The organism is Paenibacillus gansuensis, assembly GCF_042684925.1.
Lineage (GTDB): Bacteria > Bacillota > Bacilli > Paenibacillales > DY6 > Paenibacillus_N > Paenibacillus_N gansuensis.
Map to the genome: position 1 here is coordinate 295,155 of NZ_JBHUME010000002.1, position 20,424 is coordinate 315,578.

The following is a 20,424-nucleotide window of genomic DNA, read 5'->3' on the forward strand; positions in this document are numbered from 1 at the left end:
TTACTTATTTAAATATAGTCTCACATTGAGGAGAATATCATATGATCAAGCTAAGTGTTTTGGACCAATCGCAAATAAGTGAAGGAAGAACTGCGCAGGATGCGTTGATGGAAACGACCCGGCTGGCACAGGAAGCGGAGAAGCTGGGGTATACTCGCTTTTGGGTTTCGGAGCACCACTCGTCGAAAGCGCTGGCCCACTCCAGCCCGGAAGTGCTCATTGCGCACATGGCGGCGCTGACGCAGCGCATCCGGCTAGGCTCAGGCGGCATCATGCTGACCCACTACAGCGCCTACAAGGTGGCGGAGAACTTCCGCCTGCTGGAAGCACTGCACCCGGGCCGCATCGATCTCGGCACCGGCCGCGCGCCGGGCGGCATGCCGCTGTCCACCCGCGCGCTGCAGGAAGGCAAGCGCAGCGATGTGGATCTGTACCCTCAGCAAATCGCCGACTTGGCCGGCTATTTGCATGAATCGCTGCCCGAGGACCACCGGTTCCCCGGGCTGCACACCGCGCCGTCCATTCCGACGGCGCCGGACCTGTGGCTGCTCGGCTCCAGCCTCGGCAGCGCAAGAATCGCGGCCGCAATGGGCCAGGCCTATGCCTACGCGCAGTTCTTCGGCGTGCCCGGCAGTGAGCAGGCCATTCAGCTGTACAAGGAGCAGTTCCAGCCTTCCGTGCTGAACGACGAACCGCGTACCTTGGCTGCTGTGCTCGTCATCTGCGCCGAAACCGAGGAAGAAGCGAACCGGCTGGCCACCAGCGCGGATCTGTTCTTCCTGCGATTGGAACAGGGCCGGATGCTCGACACCTTCCCATCCGTACAAACGGCCATGGATTATCCTTATACGCCTTACGATTTGGAGCATATGAATGCACGGCGCCACCGCAGAATCGTAGGCAATCCGGAGCAGGTGAAACAGAAACTGCTGGAAATGTCCGAAAGGTACGGTACGGATGAGTTTATGATCGTGACGCCTGTGCATAATTTTGCTGCGAGAGTGAATTCGTACCGGTTGATTGCGGAGGTTATGAGGGTTGGGGAGTAAGTTGGAGGAATGAGAAGGAGCCCATTTGATCATTAGATCAAATGGGCTTTTGTCATTACCTGTTAGTTACGGAAGGTTTCCTCTAATAATCATTGGCTCGCTTACAAAATCACCGTATACAGAACGGACTTCTATATATCTGAAATTGGCCTTCGGAAATTCAAAGGACTGATATTGAAAGGGCTGATATTGAACTTCTTGTCGTCCAGCTACCGTAGCCCCTCTGCCGTAATAAGAAAATAAATATTTGTCTGCAGGCCCTGCCGGACCGTCCTCCCATGTTGCCATTAAACGCAAATCCGCAGTATGCCCCCAATCGCCATTAGTAGGTTTGTAATAATCCGGTGTTAGTTTACGTTTCAATGTAAGTCTTTCCTCGGCTATGAACCGCCCGTAGATATATGCTTTTATCGTTCCGGTACCTGCAGGCCTCCTCTTTATAGTTTAAATCGGATTTATGATACATAGTGTATCAAAGTTAAAGTAACACTAAACCTTATCATGGTATATAGATATAACGGACCAATTCCAGTATCTTCCTCCAGGTATTTACTCGGTAATAAAGCACTGTACTTCTGAATTAGATGGGCAGTAATGACTATGGGATAAGCAGCAAGACGACCCTCTTCTGTATCACTCAAGGGGGTTCGTTTTTTTGTATGGAGGTCAATAAAATCTCCTTTTCGTTCTGCAACTCACGTGATACGATACGTATCAGGAATTATATTACATAAATAGGAGTTGTACATTCGTGAACGGATACAAACTGCGTAAGATGCTGTCCAAAGGGATTGTTACCGTATTGGCTCTCACACTGGCCCTTCCGGTTAATGCCGCTGATACCCCATCAGGGGTCCAAGTTTTAGATCCCCCCGCCATTCAGTACCAGGCTCCTGAGAGTTCCGTTCCTCCCGTTCCAAAAGTAGACAAGGAATTGAAGAAGCAATTTGAAAATGAGGTCTATGTAAGCTATCTGATCAAAATGAAAGAACAGGCGGATCCCCAGACGGTTTCCCTGCAAGCCCAACGTAAAGCAAAAGCAAACCGTGCAACACCCGCAGCCATGAAATTATCTGCCCGCAATGCAGTCATCACCACACTTAGGGAGACAGCTTCCCGCACACAGAGCCCAATTCACAACCAACTGACAAAACTGAAGTTGGGCAATAAAGGCGTAAAAGATTTTAAAAGCTACTTCATTGTGAATGCCATGTCTGTAACCTCGACAAAGGAGGTTATGGAAGAGCTGGCCGCGCGTTCCGATATTCTCACTATCGTACCTGACCGCAAACGATACTTGGACAAGGCAATCCAAACGGAACCGTCTAGTTTAAATCCAAATTCCATTGGAACGTCATCCTCAGAAATTGAATGGAACGTCAAACGTGTTCAGGCTCCGGAGGTATGGAGCAAGGGAATTGACGGGACTGGCATTGTCGTGGCTAACATGGATACAGGCGTAGACTATACACATCCTGCCTTGAAGCGTAAATGGCGGGGATACAACGCCCGGGGAGAAATTGAGAATCCTGAACTGAGCTGGTATGATGCGGACAATTACAATAAATTGCCAATCGATACAGATGGACACGGCACCCATACGATGGGGACTATGGTCGGTTCTGAAGATGATGGAAAGAACCAGATCGGGGTGGCTCCCGGTGCAAAATGGATTGCGTTGCGTTTGTTCGATCCGTACGCATACGATTCCACCATCCTGCGTGGTGCACAGTGGCTGCTTGCTCCCATGGATAAACAAGGGAGACTCCATCCCGAGATGGCACCTGACATAGTAAACAACTCCTGGAGCGGCGGATCTGATAAAGATGAGTGGTTCCGCCCGATGGTGGAGGCTTGGCGGGCTGCCGGGATCTTTCCCGTATTCTCCGCAGGAAATACACAATACGATGGGGAAACTGGCGAAGCAGGCTCCATTGCTAATCCTGCAAATTATCCAGAGTCGTTCGCAACAGGAGCCACGGACAGTAACGGACAACTCGCAGATTTCTCCCTGCGGGGACCCTCTCCCTATGGAGAGCTGAAGCCGGAAGTGTCAGCTCCCGGTGTCTATATACGTTCCTCGGTTCCTAAAGGGTACTATGAAGGGGGCTGGAGCGGTACATCTATGGCCGCACCTCATACTGCAGCTATAGCTGCGCTGCTGCTCCAAGCCAATCGGTCGCTGACTGTGGAGCAATTGGAAGAGGTGCTGCAGAACACAGCAACGCCTCGGACGGATACCGAATATCCCAGTTCACCAAACCAGGGATATGGCTACGGCATCGTGAATGCACTTAAAGCTGTGAATTCCGTAATGGAAGGAGCCGGTAAGGTCTCCGGAACCGTTATGGTGAAGGGAACAGATACGCAAGTGCCGGTAATTACCCATACACCGCTTGTTTCCATATTTAAGGACGTAGAAGCCGTGCTTACTGCAAATGTTAGAGATAACATCAGCGTCTCTTCTGTGCAGGTATTCGGACGCGTATCGGGGACGGAGCCCTATATTCCCTTTCCAATGAAGCGTACTTACGGCGACGCAAGAGACGGGAATTATACCGCTGTAGTTCCTAAATCCATGATACAGCTTGCAGGATTGGAATATTATATTCAGATAACCGACTATGGTAAAAATGTGATTGAAACACCGGTTTATCACGTAGATGTATCTAACGGGATTACACCTGGTTATGTTCAGGATTTTGAAACCGATCTGAATGGATTCACTATTCAGGCCAAGTCCGGTGCGCCTTGGGCTTGGGGCATCCCGACTGCGGGTCCACGAACCGCTTATTCCGGCAAGAAAGTGCTGTCCACCTCGCTGAACAAATTATATGAGCCTCAGACAAACACTGAAATCATTATGCCTCCTATTGATTTAACCAAGTCGGACGAAGGAGGTTTCATTACCTTTAAGCATTGGTACGATATGGAGACGGATTTTGATTTTGGAGGGATCTGGATTGCAAGTAAAGAGACTAATTATGAATATGTTCAACAATTTAGCCTAACGGGTACCGGGAAAGCCTGGACAACAAAATTCCTGGACGTTACGAGATATGCCGGACAACGGATATTCCTTAAGTTTACTTTCACCTCCGATTTTATTCACAACAAATCAGGCTGGTTTATTGACGACCTAGCTTTACGGACTCGGGATCAAACGGTGCCATCGGCTCCCGGCGGTTTAAAAGGAACTTCTAATCTCTACGGAAATGCACAACTTACCTGGGATGCCGCAGAAGATTATGATGTTTATGCCTATTCCGTGTATCGTACAACGTATGGCGGATCTGAACCTGAACGATTGGCCACCGTGGAGACAAAAGCTTATACGGACACTTCAGCACTCATCAATAATACTTACGTATACTCTGTAAGTTCTATAGATTACAGCGGGAATGAAAGCTCAAAATCCGACGGCGTAACCATGACCGTGTACGGTCCGGACATTCTATTTGAAGATTCGTTCGACGGGCCGGACGATAATGGTTGGACACATAGCGGTAAAGAGGATCTCTGGCAGCGTGTAAGCCCTGCCTACCCCGGACCCAGCACTGCCGTCTCAGCGCCTTACGCATGGGCATCCAGCCCAAATCGTTATTATCCCAGCAATGCGGACGCATCTCTTATCTCACCTATACTGGATCTGACAGGCAGGAAAGAAGTTGCCTTGACGTTTGACCAATGGTATGTGATTGAGAGCTACCGTGATTTCGGTATAGTTGAAATAACTAATAATGGAGGAAAAACTTGGGCCCAACTTGCTAAATACAACAACAACGTAATAGGGTATAAATGGAACAGTATAACTTATAATCTGTCAAAGTATGCCGGACAGAAGGTGCAGGTCCGGTATCGTCTAACTTCTGATGAGGGAGGTAACTATGAAGGTTGGTATCTAGATAATTTCAAAGTTTTCAGTTCACACGTTGTTCCAAGCCTAAAAATTCCTTCAGTAGTAAGTTCAGAAATCAGCAGCTATAGGCCCACATCAGCAGAAGTGTCCTCCCTTGAAGATGAAACGGTTCAAGCTGATGCCGATACAAGTCAACAGACTGCAGAGTCAGTCACCTTTTCAACTGGTGATGAAACAGCAAATGATCCGCCTCAATTTCTACCGGTAGAGGCTGTCATAACGTTGAGAGAAACCGGTTTGGCAACAGGTGCGGACCCAATTACGGGCGCTTTCTCATTCACTCATAGCGCGGGCGTCTATGAAGTAACTGCGGAATCATACGGTTACTATCCGCAGACGAAACAAGTTACCATTGCAGGTAACGGTGTTACTACGAACCTGGATTTCCAATTAGAAGCCAAACCTTACGGCACGATTGCCGGAACAGTGTCGGATAAACTTACGGGTAAGGCCATTGCCGGAGCAACCGTCATGGTCAGGGAAGATGCACGAGTGAGTCCGGTAACAACAGACGATTCCAGTCGGTTTACCTTACAAGCTTTGGAGGGGACCTACACCCTGGCTGTTTTTGCTGACAACTATATGATCAAGAATGTACCAGTAACTGTGCTTCCGGATAGAGATATTGCAGTAGATATTACATTGGGTTCCTTTGCTGGTATTCCCGGAGAGATTAAATATGATGACGGAAGTTTGAATTCCGGTGGTACCCGATTCGCGAAGGGAGGTAACGCTTTTGCTCTCAGAATCACACCGCCAGCAACAGGTACGCTCGTTACGGGTGCTTCTTTCCTGTTAAGGGATGACGGCGAAGATCCCAAGCCTCGACGATATGAATTCCAATATGCACTCATGGATGCAAGCGGTCCGAATGGCTCACCAGGTAAAATGATTTCCGGGCCATTCACCGGAACGGGGCTACCAAATAAACAGCTGACTACGGTTACTTTCCCTGAACCCGTCTCCATGGCCAGTGAGTTTTACATTGTTTATATTCAAGTTGGGGATTCGGAAGATGCACCTTGGCTTGGTACTTGGTATTCTAAGATTTCAGAACGAAGAAGTTGGGATAGGAATAACAATTTGTGGGGACTTATTTCGGGATTAAATGCTAATAGTGAATACATGATACGCGCAAACGTTCTCAACCCTCTGGATGCGCCTGTTATCACTGATCCTGCATCCCCTCGCGTCACGAATCAGTCAAGTGTGAATGTCACACTGACCTCGCCGGTGGAAGGTGTTACAGCACATGTTTACAATGGTTTGAACTTTGCGGCGACTGGTGCTTTAGTAAATGGAAAACTGACCATACCAGTAACTCTTCAGCCGGGACTTAACCAAATCAGTGCCGAGTTGTCCTACGATGACCTGGTAAGTGAGCGTTCAGCTTCGGTTTCAATCAATTTGGATAATGCAGCTCCCATTATTAACTTAGTTTCACCGGCTGAAGGTACCCGAACGAATCAAAGTACGATTACCGTTACTGGGACCACCTATGACGAACATCCAGGCGAACTAAAGATAAACGGAGAAACAATCCAAACAGCCGATGGCGGGAAGTTCAGCACCCAGGTCCATTTGAAAGACGGGGAGAACCGAATAGCCATTCAAGCCAGCGATCAGGCGGGGAATGTGACCGACCTCATCCGTACCGTTACGTTGGATACGACGAAGCCTGTAATTACAAATATAGAACCTGCAGTAGATCTGTATCTTGCTAGGGGGCAAACACTGAACGTAGCGTTCGACAGTGAGCCGGATGTTGCAGCCTCGTTCTCAGTCGCTATCCCGCCAAGTCTTCTCCTTTCAGGAATGTCTAGTACTTGGAAATTGACGGAGAAGACGCCGGGGCATTACGAAGGCTCCTTCCTTATTCCAAACAGTCTGTTAGTTGAGGGAGCAGCCATAACCGTATCCGCGGTAGATCAGGCCGGCAATCGGACAGATACCGCAGCCCTAGGGAAATTATATGTCAGGAACCTTGCCCCTGTAGCTGTCATCCAAGCTTCGGCCACGACAGATTCGTTAAAGGATAATGCATTCAGCGCTTCAGGGTCCAGCGATCCTGACGGGACTACCCTGAACTATGCTTGGGACTTCGGCGATGGTACCGCTTCTTCGCTCGTGAACGTCAACAAAAGATTTAAGCGCCCGGGTACGTACACCGTCACACTCACTGTTACTGACGAGGACGGCGCGCAGAGCAAAGCGACCCATGTGATAATAGTGAAAAAGCCGCACCCGAACAGAGATTAAATGAAGCTAAGATTCTTCGTAAGAACATTAAGTAATAAGGTTAGGAAACAACAGTTTATTTGAACACAAGAAAGCCCATCTTGACTGAATGTCAAGATGGGCTCTCTGTCTTTATTTTCACTAATCGGTACATTCAATTAATGGCTGTCACGGTCCACAATACGGTCGTCATCCCTGCGTTTCAATCCGGCAAGCCCGGCTAAACCAAGCAGTCCCAGCCAACCCCAGTCCATACCGTCATCGTTGTCTGTCGCGTTGGTGGATTGCGTGGATGAAGCAGGCGCAGCCTGATTCTCCGGTGCCGCAAAAGCAGCAGTTGAACTAAACGCGGCAGCTACAAGCAGTGTTAAACAAGTAATCTTTACTTTTTTAAACATGATCTTCAGCTCCTCGTGATGTAATGTTTTCCGTCCTGTCTATAAGTACCCCTATGGAAAAATAGTGAAACAGACAGGCCATTCATCACAGCAAAGCCCTTACGCAAAATTCTTCCGGAACCACTGAACAGCAGTGTCTATTTCCGAGTTGGTCAACTGGTGCCCGAACGACTCCCAATGCAGCATCACATCAGCGCCTGCATCGCTCAGCAATCCGGTCAGCTCCTCCGTTTCCGGGCGAGGGCAAATCGGGTCGTTCGTGCCCGCGCCGATGAAGACAGGCAGTCCCTTCAGTTCAGGAATCGCGACGCCGCGGCGAGGTACCATCGGGTGATGAAGGATGGCCCCTTTCAGCACACCCTCATGATGGAACAATAGGCTGCCAATGATATTGGCACCGTTAGAGTAGCCCACCGCCACCAGATTGTCGCGGTCAAAGCCATGCTCCACAGCCGCCTGATCCAGAAAATCCTTCACTTCCTGCGTTCGGAAAATTAGATCCGCTTCATCGAACACGCCCTCCGCCAAGCGGCGGAAGAAGCGAGGCATGCCGTTCTCCAGTACGTTCCCCCGAAGGCTCAGCACCGAGGAACCGGGGCTGAATTCTTTCGCTAAAGGAACCATTTGATGCTCATTTCCTCCTGTGCCGTGGAATAGTACCAGTGTCGGTGCGGACGGATCGCTCCCTTTTTCGAACAGATGAATCATGCTTTATCCCCCTCCAGCACGCGGACTACGAACGGCTCCAATCCGGCTTTAATTTGTTCCCGGTGCGGCTCGAACCATTCCGGCAGCATCAGTTTTTCGCCCAGCGTTTCAGGCGCTTCATCTTTCGCAAAGCCCGGAGGATCCGTTGCAATCTCGAATAAAATCCCGCCTTCTTCACGGAAGTACAGCGCATTAAAGTATTGGCGGTCTACAATCGGTGTCGGCTGGAAGCCGTACCCTGCAACCGTTTCACGCCATGCGGCATGCTGTGCGTCATCCTTGGCGCGCCATGCGATATGGTGCACTGTGCCTGCCCCGCCGCTGCCATGCGGCATGCGGGTCAGCGATACGTCGATCCGGTTGCCGATCTCCCCCTGCGCCTGATACCGCGCATAACCTACATCTTCGCCCACTTTCACCATACCCAGGAGATTTGCCAGCGTATCGGAAGTAGATTGAGGTTCCGTACTAAACAACACGGCTCCGCCGAAGCCTTTGATCGCTTTCTCGGCAGGCACGCCTCCGAAAGACCACGTGCTGGCCGGTCCTTCCTCCCGCTCAACCAGCTCCAGGCGAAGCCCTTCATGGTCCGCAAACTGCAGATATACTTCCTCAAAACGGGTAGCTCTGCTGTAAGACACACCCAGCTTTTTCAAGCGGTCTTCCCAGAAGCTCAGCGAGCCAGGCGGAATAATGTAAGTTGTAATGCCGACCTGGCCGCCGCCGATCCGCCCTTTGCGGGAGTTCGGCCATGGGAAGAACGTGATGATCGTTCCCGGGCTTCCTTTTTCATCCCCAAAATACAAGTGATACACTTCCGGCGCATCAAAGTTGATCGTCTGCTTCACCAGGCGAAGTCCCAGCACCCCTGCATAAAAGTCTACGTTCTCCTGCGGATTGCGGGCAAAAGCGGTAATGTGATGAATTCCTGCGGTTTGTAATGACATCCTAAATTCCTCCTGCACTTTTTCTTAATTTTCCCATTCGGGTCCAAAATACTCTTTTACGGCAATTAAAAATCTTTAATTCAAGATATTGGGCCAAAGATGATGAGCTACCCTTCGGCAGCCCCTTTGCCCAGCTTTTTAAGCAAAATCATTGCTGCATCTTTCTCCTCCGGTGAAAGTCCGTGCATCAAAGAATGCAGGCGGCCGGCATGCTGGGGAAAAATCGTATCGAACAGCCGGTTCCCCTCCTCCGTAATTTCCGCAAACGTGACTCTGCGGTCCTCCTGGCACGGCACCCGGCGAAGCAGCCCTTTGGCCGCAAGCTTATCGATGTTGTAAGTAATAGTGCCGCTTGTAATCAGAATCTTGTCACCAATCTGCTGCAGCGGAATGCTCCCCTTCGTATACAGCACTTCCAGTATTGTAAATTCAGACGGGGAAAGACCATACTGCTTCATATCCCGGACCGCTTGGTCCATTAAAGTCTTGTAAGCTTTTGACAAAATAACGAACAGCTTCAGCGATTGTGCGGGATCTGAATCCAAATGGTGGGACACGTTGTTCTGCCTCCAAGCGTTGTTAAATGATTATCTTGAATTAAAGATAAATCATTGGGAGGCATTTGTCAAGCAGTTATTCGCGCCCCGTATCATGAAACTTAATGACAGAGCCGATCGTATTATTTGTAATTCCAAATAGAAAGAGGCTGATGTTCTTGTTCGGTAAAGTAGCGGCGGATATGCTTGGTTTAAGTGATGTGGGAAGTGTAATTAAACCGGAGGATTACAACAAAGTAGACGCTGACGACTATGTGATGCATGAAGATCAGGAGAAGATTTATTTTCTGATTAAGTCTAAAACCGATGAGTACTGCTTCACCAATCTCGCTTTGATTCACCTGGACGGCACCAGTGCTATGAGCAAGAAGCGCACGCTTCGCAGACTGAGCTACAGCACGCATCCGATTTCCAATGTGCTGATGGAAACGGCCGGTACAGTAGACCTGGACGTAGAGCTGAAATTCAGCATGGGCGGCATAGCCTACTCCATCGATGTGCATAAGAAGTTCATCGAAGACGTTAAGGACATCTACAAATCGCTGCTGCGGATTGCCGAAATCAGCCATGAGAACGAGATTGCGTTGAACCAGGCAGGTCAAAGCTTGAATCTCGCCTCCACTGCATTAGGCCGCGGAACACCGAAAGAAGTTGACTTGGCAGGACAGTTCAAAGCGCTGAATCAGGCGGCCTTCGACTGGTTGACGGATGCGCGGAAGCAGTATCATTTGAAAGATTACGGGTTTGTGTTTGAGCGATATATTGGAAGGTAAATAGATTTATAAAGGCAGTCGGGAGGTGAAATGATATGCTCCTGACTGCCATTGTTTTGTTGAGCGATTCAATAGATAGAGTAATTCTAGCCGTGTGTCTGATATAATAGAGTTGCACAATGAACTTGGGTGGGAAAGGTCGCCTCCATAGCGGAGGTGATGCCTATGACGTTTACTTTTGGGGAAGTAATGATGATGGGAATGTTCATTCTCGCGTTGTTAACGTACTTGAATAAACGAAAATAGTCCGCCCAGGTTGGCGCCAGGTTGCGGACTATCTCTGCATATGCTTGTAAATCAGAATGACTGGCCTAATCTAATACCGAACTGCTGTTAAATTGAAACCGTTCTTTGTGTTTATCGCCGGGGACGGTTTTTGTATGTGAGTCAATAAATTCTCCTATGGGTTCCCTAATCGGATCAGTTTAAGGTTTCCCTCCATAATTCAAGCGAGGGACGCGGGTCCGACATAAGCATCTCTTTTGTCCGTTTATGTTTCTCGCACCAATTTACATATTGCCTGAATTCCTTAACAGTTACTTCATTTTGTTCGGCCAATGTCCTCACCAATAAGTCCCATCCCGTCAGAGGGATGTTTTTGTGTAGGGAAACTTTTTTGATCCATTTGAACGGATTCAGATTCGATTTAAACATATTCAATTCACGCTTAACGAAATAGATGTTGCCCGGGTAATGCCCGCCATGCCCCCATGCCACGGGAATGAAATGATCCAAAGTCACGCCCTCCGGAGAGCCGGTAAGTGCACAAACAGCGGTCTTTTTCATTTCAGTCACTTGTTCTGCAGAGATTGTATTGGGTAAATACGGCAACAGTTCGTTTCTTTTAGGCCGACGGGGCTTTTTGCTGGTCAAAAGTGTCACATCCGATGCGGTTATTGAGGGCAAGCCGGTTCTTATGTCCTCATTATGGCGATGGTGGAACAAAAGTCAATCTCTATAAGCTAAACTTCCCGGTGTGCTAAACTGCTGCGCCGCGCGGAACGGATCCGCGGCGCGGCTGATAGCGGAGACGACGGCGATTCCGTCGGCTCCCGCCCCTGTCACGGCAGCGGCACGGGCCGCGGTGATGCCGCCGATCCCCACGATCGGCAGCATCAGGCCGCTTTCGCGCAGCCGGGACAGGACGCCCGGGCCCTGAACGGTCCGGGCGTCCAGCTTTGTGGCGGTCGGGTACATCGGCCCGACGCCAAGGTAGTCCGCGCCGTCTGCGGCGGCGCGGCGGGCTTCCCCGGCGTCGTGTGCGGAGACGCCGAGCAGCATGGCGCCGATGCGGCGGCGGACTTCAGCCGCAGGGGCGTCGGTTTGGCCGACGTGCACGCCGTCGGCCGAGAGCGCCAGCGCCAGTTCCACATCGTCGTTGACGATGAAGGGAACGCCGGCGCTGGCGCAGAGCTCGCGCAGCTGCGCCGCGAGCTCGAACCGGGCGCGGCCGTGCAGCGCGCCGGGGCCTTTCTCGCGGAACTGGTACGCGGTGATGCCGCCGCGGATCGCTTCCGCGAGCACCCGGGCGAGGTCTCCGCCCGGGCAGTCGGGCGTGCCTGCGACAAAGTACAATTGCAGCATCAATCGCACGCGCTCATGCGAGTGTGACTCAGGTAAAGTGTGTTCCACGATACAGTTGCTTTCCTTCGTTGGATCTGTCAACATATGCTTTCAACTCCCTGCTCAACAATTCCCTCTTGCAGCCTTCTCCGAAACGCGCCATGATGTGTAGGGCCCTGGCCCGCACCGATGTGCAGGGCGTCCTCGATGGCGGCCTGAACGAAGGCTTTTCCCGTTGCAACGGCAGCCGGTACAGTGGCACCTTTGGCCAGTTCGGCGGTAATCGCAGCAGACAACGTGCAGCCGGTTCCATGAGTGTGGCGGGTTGAAATGCGGGTACCGCTAAATTCTATAAAAGCTTCTCCGTCATACAACAAGTCAGTCACCGAAGGGTCGGACTCATCATGTCCCCCTTTAAGCAGAACATAGGTTGGCCCCATCGCATGCAATCGCCGGGCAGCTTCCCGCTTCCGGTCCATCCCGCAAATGTCCTTCATACCCGTAAGTGCTGCAGCCTCCGGAAGATTGGGCGTGATGAGTGTACATAGAGGAAACAACAATTCGATCATTGTCCTCACCGCATCCGGCTGTAGAAGCGGTTGGCCGTTCTTTGCCATCATGACCGGGTCCGCGGTTACATTCCTCCAACGATAATGCCGAATACGATCCGCAGCTGCTTTTATACAAGACTGGTCAAAAAGCATCCCCGTTTTTAGAGCATCCGGCTGCAAATCCGTACCAACCGCATCCAGTTGGGCAATCAAGGCTACCGCCCCCAGCGGATACACCCCATGAACGCCCAATGTATTCTGGGCTGTCACGGCGGTCACGGCACTCATCCCAAAAACGTCCAATTCCTGAAATGTCTTTAGATCCGCCTGAATACCTGCACCTCCGCCGCTGTCGGAACCCGCAATGGTAAGAGCTTTACAAATTGTCACGGCAGTCTCTCCTCCACTCGCTTTCAAGATGAATTGGGGGGCGGGGCTTTCATTACCGTTTTCCGTCCCCTTCATTCCTCGCCTACACTGGCAGCTTCGCCGAATCCAAAGGACTGCTGGCCGACGCATACCGCTTCACCGGAATCCGCCCGGCTTCATAGCACATGCGTCCCGCTTCCACAGCCATTTTCATCGCCGCCGCCATTCGGACCGGGTCGCCCGCACCGCTGACCGCCGTGTTCAAGAGCACGCCGTCAGCTCCCATCTCCATCGCCTTGGCCGCATCCGAAGGCGCGCCGATGCCCGCATCCACAATGACAGGGACGGTAGCCTGCTCGATAATAAAGCTAAGGTTGAGCGGATTGATAATCCCCTGACCGGAGCCGATCGGCGACGCGCCAGGCATAATCGCATGAACGCCCAGGTCCTGAAGCCTGCGGGCAAGCACCACATCGTCGGAAGTGTAAGCAAGAACGATAAAGCCTTGCCCGAGCAGCATTTCCGATGCCCTCAGCGTTTCCACCGGGTCCGGATACAGCGTCCGGTCATCCCCGATCACTTCCACCTTAACCATATCGCATAAGCCCGATGCCTTGGCCAGTGCCGCAATGCGGACCGCTTCCTCCGCTGTTTTGGCCCCCGCCGTATTTGGCAGCAGCTTGTATTTGGATATATCCAGCTGCTCCAGCAGATCCGGCTGACTCCCCTCATAAATGTTCATTCTCCGCACCGCAAACGTTAGAATTTCCGACCCGGACGCTGCAGCGGCTGCCTTTTGCACCGCCGCGTTTGGAAATTTCCCTGTACCCAGCAGCAAGCGGGACTGAAATAAGTGATGACCGATTTGCAACATGATAAGCTTATCCTCCTCCGACAAAATGAATCATTTCCACACGATCACCCTCAACTAAAGGAGTGCTTTCATGCAGCCGTTTCTCCAATATGTTTCCGTTATGTTCCACAATGACTACCTTCGTGTGAAAGCCAAAGTGCTCCAGCAGCGTAACCACGCGGGTGCAATCCCCCGGCACGCTCACCGTTTCGCCGTTAATGATCAAATTCACGGATATGCCGCCTCCTTGCTATGCTTCGGTTTCACCTGTTCACCGGCTGCATTTCTACCGAATCCGAACGCCCCGATGCCAAGCTCCTCCTCACTGCGTCCGGCCGCCAGCTCTGCAATAAGCTCACCGGTAACGGGACTCAGCAAAATTCCGTTTCTATAATGGCCGTAAGCTGCGAGCAATCCCTCCGCTTGGGGATGGCGTCCGATGACCGGCAGCCCGTCTTCCGTCCCTGGCCGGATCCCCGTCCAGCCTCGTTCCCAACTAGCCTGCTGCACTGAGGGAACAACCGAACAAGCTGCATTCAAAAGCTGCTGAACACCGTTGACGGTTAAGCTGCGGTCAGTGCAGCCCTCATAAGATGTTGCCCCGATCAGTGTACGGTTTCCCCGTTTGGGCACCAGATAACAGCCCCTGCTGAACACAGTGCGTGTTATTAGCGGCTCAGCGCTTTGTAACATCAGGCATTCACCTTTGATAGGGATAGATTCTATCGAGTCCAGCCCCTGACTGTTCAACCATACGGAGGCCCATGCACCGCAGGCCAGCACTATCTCATTCCCATAATAAGTTTTTCGTGGTGTCCTTATTCCGCGGCATCGGCCGTAATCCATTAGCAGTTCCAGTGCCGGTTCGTATTCCCGAACCGCCGCCCCGAGCGCTTTAGCCGCATAGACGTAAGCACGGGTAAGCTCCGGTGCGGAAACTTGACCATCCGATGGCAGGTAAAGTGCTCCCAAGAGCGACCGGGACAATCGGGGTTCCATCGTAAGCACTTCTTCTGGTTCCAGCCATTCCGCCCGCTCTCCCTCGTTCCTCTGAAACGCTGCACCGGCAAGTAAGGTTTCCCTTGTTTCCCCATCAAAAGCAGGCTTCAGCATCCCCTCGTTCACATAACCAACGGAGATCCCGCTTAGTGCTTCCAACTCCTCCACCAATGCGGGAAACATCGCACGGCTTCTTCTTGCCAGCGGGAACAGCGGTCCGCCGTGCAGCATTTCGCCCTGCGCCCCAAGCATACCGGCAGCTGCTCCGGAAGCTTCTCCCCCCACCGAACCGCCATCGATTACGATCACTTTCAATCCGCGTTTCGCCGCATAAAAAGCAGCCGAACAGCCGATGACTCCGCCTCCCACGATAATAAGATCAGCCGCTCTTTCATTGGTTTCACCGCTCATGCCGGCATCCACCTACCCGCGCTCACTTCATCAAGCGCCGCCCGATAGTCTGCAGCAGCCGCCGCCGGATCGGCCGCGCCCCAGATGCCGGACATGACGGCGATCCCCGCCGCCCCGGCATCCAGCAGCTCCGCCGCATGCTCCGGCGCGATGCCGCCTATCGCGATGACCGGCACGCTCGCCCGCTGCGCGGCTTCGCAGAGCTCCCGCAGTCCCCGCCCCGGCTGCCCGGGCTTAGACTGCGTCGCATATACGTGCCCGTAGAGCACGTAATCCGCTCCTAGAGCCGCCGCTTCCGCGGCTTCCTCCGGGCGGTGCACCGACCGCCCGATCCGCAGCCCCGGGAAGCGTTCGCGCACCTGCACCGCACTAATGCTGCGGTGCCCTAACTGCACGCCGCCCGCCTGCATGGCCCAGGCCACGTCGGCGCGGCCGTTCACGATGATCTTGGCGGCAGGCACGCCCGCCGCGATCATCAAACCCGCAAGCTCGCACAGCATAGCTGCGCCCGCTTGCGGTTCCCGCAGGTGGATCGCCGTCACGTCTCCGGCGATCTCTGCGGCAATACGAATCAGCCGATCCCACGGCTGCTTCCCGTCGGACACCACATGCAACTCCGCAAGGCCGGATGTGGACCTAGGTGTTGCCTCCGCTTCCAACCTCGTTTCTCCCCGTTCCTGCGAGTCCTTCTTCCGCAAGTCTCGTTCCTGCAAGTCCGGTCCCTTCAAGTGCTGTTCCCGCGAATCACTTTCCTGCGAGTCCCCCTCCGCCTCCCTGCTGCTTAACCAGACCACCCCGCTCACCCCCGGCTCCCCGTATACTCTTCCGCCTTCTCCCGCATACCGCGCTCGAAGGCCTCGCCGTCCTCCAATCCGTGCTGCTTTGCATACTCCCTGATATCCTGCGTAATTCGCATCGAACAAAACTTAGGCCCGCACATCGAGCAAAAATGCGCCGTCTTCGCACCTTCGGCAGGCAGCGTCTCGTCGTGATAGGACATCGCGCGTTCCGGATCGAGCGACAAGTTGAACTGGTCGCGCCAGCGGAATTCGAACCGCGCTTTAGACAGCGCGTCGTCCCGTTCCTGCGCTCCCGGATGGCCTTTGGCCAAATCAGCGGCGTGTGCGGCGATCTTGTAAGTGACGACGCCTTCCCTTACATCCTCTTTGTTCGGCAGACCCAGATGCTCTTTCGGGGTGACATAGCACAGCATGGAAGTTCCGAAGGAACCGATCATCGCAGCGCCGATGGCCGAAGTGATATGATCGTAGCCCGGCGCGATGTCGGTCGTCAGCGGGCCCAGCGTGTAAAACGGGGCTTCCTTGCAGATGTCCGCCTGCAGGTCCATATTCTCCTTGATTTTGTGCATCGGGACATGGCCCGGCCCCTCCACCATCAGCTGGACGTCGTGCCGCCAGGCGATGTCCGTCAACTCCCCCAGCGTCTGCAGCTCCGCGAACTGCGCCTCGTCATTGGCATCGGCGATCGATCCCGGCCGCAGCCCGTCACCTAACGAGAATGCGATATCGTAAGCTTTCATAATTTCGCAGATTTCCTCAAAATGCGTATACAAAAAATTCTCCTTATGATGAGCCAGGCACCAGGACGCCATGATCGAACCGCCGCGGGACACGATGCCCGTCAAGCGCTTGGCCGTCATCGGTATGTACCGCAGAAGGACACCCGCATGAATCGTAAAATAATCCACACCCTGCTCCGCCTGCTCAATCAGCGTGTCCCGGTAAATTTCCCAAGTCAGCTCTTCCGCCTTCCCGCCTACCTTTTCCAGAGCCTGATACAACGGAACCGTCCCTACAGGAACAGGGCTGTTCCGGAGAATCCACTCGCGGGTAGTATGTATGTTCCGCCCCGTCGACAAATCCATAATGGTGTCCGCGCCCCAGCGGACCGCCCAGGTCATCTTCTCCACTTCCTCCTCGATCGAAGAGGTGACGGCGGAATTTCCGATATTCGCATTGATTTTCACCAAAAAGTGCTTCCCAATCACCATCGGCTCGCTCTCCGGGTGATTCACGTTGTTCGGCAGAATCGCCCGTCCTCTGGCAATTTCGCTGCGGACAAATTCAGGATCGACCTGCTCCCGGATCGCGGCAAACTCCATTTCCGGCGTAATGATCCCGCGTCGGGCATAATGTATTTGAGTGACGTTCCCCCCCGCCTTGGCCCTGAATGGCCTCCTTCTGTTCGAAGGAAACACATCCGCCGCATCCCCTACTTTGCCTGCCGCAAGCCCATTGTCTTCCGGTTTCACTGTACGGCCTTCATACTCTTCTACATCCCCGCGGGACCGGATCCATTCATACCTGCCTGCCGGCAAGCCTTTGCGAATGTCCGCTTGATACGCATCATCCGTGTAGGGGCCGCTCGTATCATATACTCGAACAGGCAAGTTCTCCTCTTCTGCATCAGCCAGCCGGGTCGGGCTCAGCCGAATCTCCCTCATCGGCACCCGAACTGTCTCCGTTTCCCCTTCCACATACACTTTCCGGCTTGCCGGAAACGGCTGAATCAGCCTATTATTCTCTCCGCTCCCGCCGATTACCGCTTCTTCTCCCTTTTTGGACACAGCAAAAAACCTCCTTCTCATGATTCCGCACATGCATGCGGACGGTACATAGATAGAGGTCCACCCTTGGTTTCGATCAACGCAACAAAACAGAAAAAGACCGCAAGCATAAACAAGCGGTCCCGTAGTCACGTTCTCTAGGCTTCATTCCTCCGCTGGCATTATCCAGTTCAGGTATAACGGTCGAGCGCCGTATCAGCACTCCTCTCAGCCCGGTTCTCCGAGCCCCCGTGAAACATATTCAATTCATCCCAAGAATACAGGAACAGAGAAAATTTGTAAACTGTCTTTTGAAAAATAGGCCTAATTCACTGTTTCCCCAAACGTCCTACGTATCTAGCGACTTCCTTAATTTAGCGGGGCCATGCGGAAAACAGACGACCGGATGAATTACGAAATGGGATTAGCGGAAAAAACAACCAAATATTCCTTGACAGGAATATTCCCTTTAATGTATATTTGTATCAGAGAGGAGCAGTTGCTATGGGCGTGAAATTAACAACTTTGAGCGCACTCGCCGAGCCCAACCGGTATCAGATCGTTGAATTGCTTCGGGAGGGGCCTCTGACCGTAGGCGAAATTGCCGAACGTCTGGGGCTGCAGCAACCGCAGGTTTCCAAACATCTTCGCGTACTGAATGAATCCGGGTTGGTGGAAGTGCAGCCCAGTGCAAATAAGCGATTTTATAAGCTGAGCCCGAAACCGTTCCTGGAGATGGAAGAATGGATCACTTCGTTCCGCAGCCTTTGGGAGGACCGGTTCAACCGGCTGGACGATTATTTGCGCGAATTGCAAGGAAAGAATGGGGACTCGAAATAAAGGCCTTCGGTCCAGTGTCCCCGGAATTTGCATTCATCTACTACTTTATTGGAGGTAATGAACAATGTCCCAAGCAAATGCAGCAAATCAAATGGTGTCCCGTGTGGAAGGCAATGATCTGATTCTGGAGCGTGTATTTGACGCCCCCCGTGAACTGGTGTTTCAGGCTTTCTCGAAAGAAGAACATCTGAAGCATTGGTGGGGACCTCGAGGATGGATTCTCAGCGTATGCCGCGTGGACTTCCGTCCCGGCGGAACCTGGCACTATTGCATGAAGTGTATGGATGAGAATCAGGGGGATTTCTACGGCATGGAATCTTGGGGTATTGCAACTTACCACGAAATCGACGAACCGAACAGAATCGTTTATTCCGATTCTTTCTCCGATGCCGATGGAAACATTGTGGAAGGGATGCCTACATCCATCACGACCATGGAACTTCTTGACGAGAACGGTCAAACGAAACTTGTAAGCAGAACCCGCTACAATACGCCGGAAGAACTGAAAGCCGTGATGGATATGGGTATGCTGCAAGGCATTACGGAGACTTGGGACAGATTGGCGGAACACCTGGCCGCTTCCAAATAACTATAAACTTTCTCTTAAGGGACCCGAGAGGGTCCTTTTTGGCGCGTGGGTGCCAGTTCTACCGCTGGCGGGTGCGAGCGACTTGGTCGCTACTGTTCCGCTTCAGACTTCCAGCTAGCATGTCGGAATGTAGGGTTCCGGCTAGCTAGGCTGTTGAAACATCCGGCATGCTAAACGCCCTACACATCTTAACTCGTCCAAATCAGCCACTTTGAAAATCCTAACGAATCACAGACACCTTATTTCGCCCAAATTAGCCGATTTGAAATTCTAACGAATCGCAGCCACCTTATTTGTTCTTTTATCAAGCCCAAACCTCCGAAACTGGTCAAATAAGGTTCCCTCGATTCGTTAGAGCAGAAAGTTACTCAAAACACATCAAATAAGGTGCCTCAGATTCGTTAGCCGCCAACCAGTCGCTTCAACCAACTATCTGACTGCAAACTAACTATTTGTATCCTATCTTTGACCTATCTTTCACACTGCTGCCCCACACTCTGGTTTATCTCTTTTTGAATCTTGATTCATAAATTAACACAATTGGATATACAGCAACTAGAAGAAGACTGACATATATTGAATTCTGGTAGGCGTCCCGGAAGCTGTCTATTGACCATCCGTCAGCTCCAATAATCCAATAAGCCAGAGAGTTTGAAATGCCTATTCCGTCGTTTGCTTCTGGAATTAGGCTTTGGGTATAGTTTTGAGCAAGAGTGATAACCGATACAATGGATAACAGGATAGCAAGGAACAATCCTTTAGAATATGGGTTGGTCATCCCAGCCCTCCTAAAGGCAAATGTCGAAACTGCTATAAAACATAAACAAACAAACATACACAACATCCCTCTATTGCCCCCTGTTCATATCGATCCGCTGAGCGCCTGAGTTTTTCGAAATGTAAATATCCAAAGCCTTGATGCCGCGCCTCGCCAGTTTGACGAACAGGATAAAGCCGTAAATACCTAAACAAAGTAATACCACATAAAAAACACTAATGAAAAGAAACGGAACTAATGAAAATGCTCACCCTGAACTTGTATCCATAACACCCTCCCGGCTTAAGTTAATACAAACCCAAACTTACCATATGAT

19 protein-coding genes and 1 riboswitch are annotated in these 20,424 nt (G+C 51.9%); of the genes, 5 read left to right on the plus strand and 14 right to left on the minus strand.

The annotated features are described in order from the left end of the window. The first annotated feature begins 41 nt into the window (after window positions 1-41). Window positions 42-1,049: an LLM class flavin-dependent oxidoreductase gene (locus ACFSUF_RS01580; RefSeq protein ID WP_377599438.1), complete on the plus strand. Its 1,008-nt coding sequence runs from the start codon at window positions 42-44 to the stop codon at window positions 1,047-1,049. A 66-nt stretch (window positions 1,050-1,115) separates the two neighbouring features. Here the strand turns inward: ACFSUF_RS01580 and ACFSUF_RS01585 are convergent, their stop codons facing one another. Continuing rightward, complete coding sequence (locus ACFSUF_RS01585) at window positions 1,116-1,412, minus strand: hypothetical protein (protein ID WP_377599440.1); 297 nt, start codon at window positions 1,410-1,412, stop codon at window positions 1,116-1,118. A gap of 388 nt (window positions 1,413-1,800) precedes the next feature. On the opposite strand from ACFSUF_RS01585, the gene ACFSUF_RS01590 reads away from it, so the two are divergent. Beyond that, window positions 1,801-7,227 (plus strand): S8 family serine peptidase, encoded by a 5,427-nt coding sequence (locus tag ACFSUF_RS01590; RefSeq protein ID WP_377599442.1) that lies wholly within the window; start codon window positions 1,801-1,803, stop codon window positions 7,225-7,227. Window positions 7,228-7,364: 137 nt separating this feature from the next. Here the strand turns inward: ACFSUF_RS01590 and ACFSUF_RS01595 are convergent, their stop codons facing one another. From ACFSUF_RS01595 to ACFSUF_RS01610, 4 genes are all read right to left on the minus strand, one after another. Beyond that, on the minus strand, window positions 7,365-7,604 hold the full coding sequence (locus ACFSUF_RS01595; RefSeq protein ID WP_377599443.1) for a WGxxGxxG family protein: 240 nt from the start codon (window positions 7,602-7,604) through the stop codon (window positions 7,365-7,367). Window positions 7,605-7,703: 99 nt separating this feature from the next. Next, the gene (locus tag ACFSUF_RS01600) at window positions 7,704-8,312 is read right to left on the minus strand and encodes an alpha/beta hydrolase (RefSeq protein WP_377599445.1); all 609 of its coding nucleotides are present in this window, start codon (window positions 8,310-8,312) and stop codon (window positions 7,704-7,706) included. Then, window positions 8,309-9,259 carry a ring-cleaving dioxygenase gene (locus ACFSUF_RS01605; RefSeq protein ID WP_377599446.1) on the minus strand — a complete coding sequence of 317 codons (951 nt, stop codon included), beginning with the start codon at window positions 9,257-9,259 and terminating at the stop codon, window positions 8,309-8,311. The genes ACFSUF_RS01600 and ACFSUF_RS01605 overlap by 4 nt, the downstream gene beginning before the upstream one ends. Before the next feature lie 107 nt (window positions 9,260-9,366). Then, a complete protein-coding gene (locus ACFSUF_RS01610) occupies window positions 9,367-9,816 on the minus strand; it encodes a MarR family winged helix-turn-helix transcriptional regulator (protein ID WP_377599448.1) in 450 nt (149 codons plus the stop codon). A gap of 158 nt (window positions 9,817-9,974) precedes the next feature. Between ACFSUF_RS01610 and ACFSUF_RS01615 the strand changes: the two genes are divergently transcribed. Further along, window positions 9,975-10,589 carry a PH domain-containing protein gene (locus ACFSUF_RS01615; RefSeq protein WP_377599449.1) on the plus strand — a complete coding sequence of 205 codons (615 nt, stop codon included), beginning with the start codon at window positions 9,975-9,977 and terminating at the stop codon, window positions 10,587-10,589. Window positions 10,590-11,009: 420 nt separating this feature from the next. Here the strand turns inward: ACFSUF_RS01615 and ACFSUF_RS01620 are convergent, their stop codons facing one another. The 8 genes from ACFSUF_RS01620 to thiC all read right to left on the minus strand — a co-directional run bounded on the left by ACFSUF_RS01620 (window position 11,010) and on the right by thiC (window position 17,868). Continuing rightward, window positions 11,010-11,324, minus strand: coding sequence for a hypothetical protein (locus tag ACFSUF_RS01620; RefSeq protein ID WP_377599452.1), 315 nt, complete (start codon window positions 11,322-11,324; stop codon window positions 11,010-11,012). 213 nt (window positions 11,325-11,537) lie between these two features. Further along, entirely contained in the window at window positions 11,538-12,173 is a 636-nt protein-coding gene (gene thiE / locus ACFSUF_RS01625) for a thiamine phosphate synthase (RefSeq protein ID WP_377600207.1), read from the minus strand. A 77-nt stretch (window positions 12,174-12,250) separates the two neighbouring features. Then, the gene (gene thiD, locus ACFSUF_RS01630) at window positions 12,251-13,093 is read right to left on the minus strand and encodes a bifunctional hydroxymethylpyrimidine kinase/phosphomethylpyrimidine kinase (RefSeq protein ID WP_377599454.1); all 843 of its coding nucleotides are present in this window, start codon (window positions 13,091-13,093) and stop codon (window positions 12,251-12,253) included. Between the two features lie 82 nt (window positions 13,094-13,175). Beyond that, window positions 13,176-13,946: a thiazole synthase gene (locus tag ACFSUF_RS01635; protein ID WP_377599456.1), complete on the minus strand. Its 771-nt coding sequence runs from the start codon at window positions 13,944-13,946 to the stop codon at window positions 13,176-13,178. A 7-nt stretch (window positions 13,947-13,953) separates the two neighbouring features. Further along, the gene (thiS, locus tag ACFSUF_RS01640) at window positions 13,954-14,157 is read right to left on the minus strand and encodes a sulfur carrier protein ThiS (protein ID WP_377599457.1); all 204 of its coding nucleotides are present in this window, start codon (window positions 14,155-14,157) and stop codon (window positions 13,954-13,956) included. Continuing rightward, window positions 14,154-15,335: a glycine oxidase ThiO gene (gene thiO / locus ACFSUF_RS01645; protein ID WP_377599459.1), complete on the minus strand. Its 1,182-nt coding sequence runs from the start codon at window positions 15,333-15,335 to the stop codon at window positions 14,154-14,156. Before thiO ends, thiS begins: the two co-directional genes overlap by 4 nt. Further along, window positions 15,332-16,138 (minus strand): thiamine phosphate synthase, encoded by an 807-nt coding sequence (locus ACFSUF_RS01650; RefSeq protein ID WP_377600209.1) that lies wholly within the window; start codon window positions 16,136-16,138, stop codon window positions 15,332-15,334. The genes thiO and ACFSUF_RS01650 overlap by 4 nt, the downstream gene beginning before the upstream one ends. After that, on the minus strand, window positions 16,135-17,868 hold the full coding sequence (gene thiC, locus ACFSUF_RS01655; protein ID WP_377600211.1) for a phosphomethylpyrimidine synthase ThiC: 1,734 nt from the start codon (window positions 17,866-17,868) through the stop codon (window positions 16,135-16,137). The genes ACFSUF_RS01650 and thiC overlap by 4 nt, the downstream gene beginning before the upstream one ends. A 183-nt stretch (window positions 17,869-18,051) precedes the next feature. Then, a riboswitch (TPP riboswitch) is annotated at window positions 18,052-18,164 on the minus strand. Window positions 18,165-18,405: 241 nt separating this feature from the next. Here thiC and ACFSUF_RS01660 point away from each other — a divergent pair. Further along, window positions 18,406-18,741: an ArsR/SmtB family transcription factor gene (locus tag ACFSUF_RS01660; protein ID WP_377599462.1), complete on the plus strand. Its 336-nt coding sequence runs from the start codon at window positions 18,406-18,408 to the stop codon at window positions 18,739-18,741. 64 nt (window positions 18,742-18,805) lie between these two features. Further along, a complete protein-coding gene (locus ACFSUF_RS01665) occupies window positions 18,806-19,330 on the plus strand; it encodes an SRPBCC domain-containing protein (RefSeq protein WP_377599465.1) in 525 nt (174 codons plus the stop codon). Between the two features lie 502 nt (window positions 19,331-19,832). Here the strand turns inward: ACFSUF_RS01665 and ACFSUF_RS01670 are convergent. Then, window positions 19,833-20,108 carry a hypothetical protein gene (locus ACFSUF_RS01670; protein ID WP_377599467.1) on the minus strand — a complete coding sequence of 92 codons (276 nt, stop codon included), beginning with the start codon at window positions 20,106-20,108 and terminating at the stop codon, window positions 19,833-19,835. Window positions 20,109-20,424 lie beyond the last annotated feature (316 nt).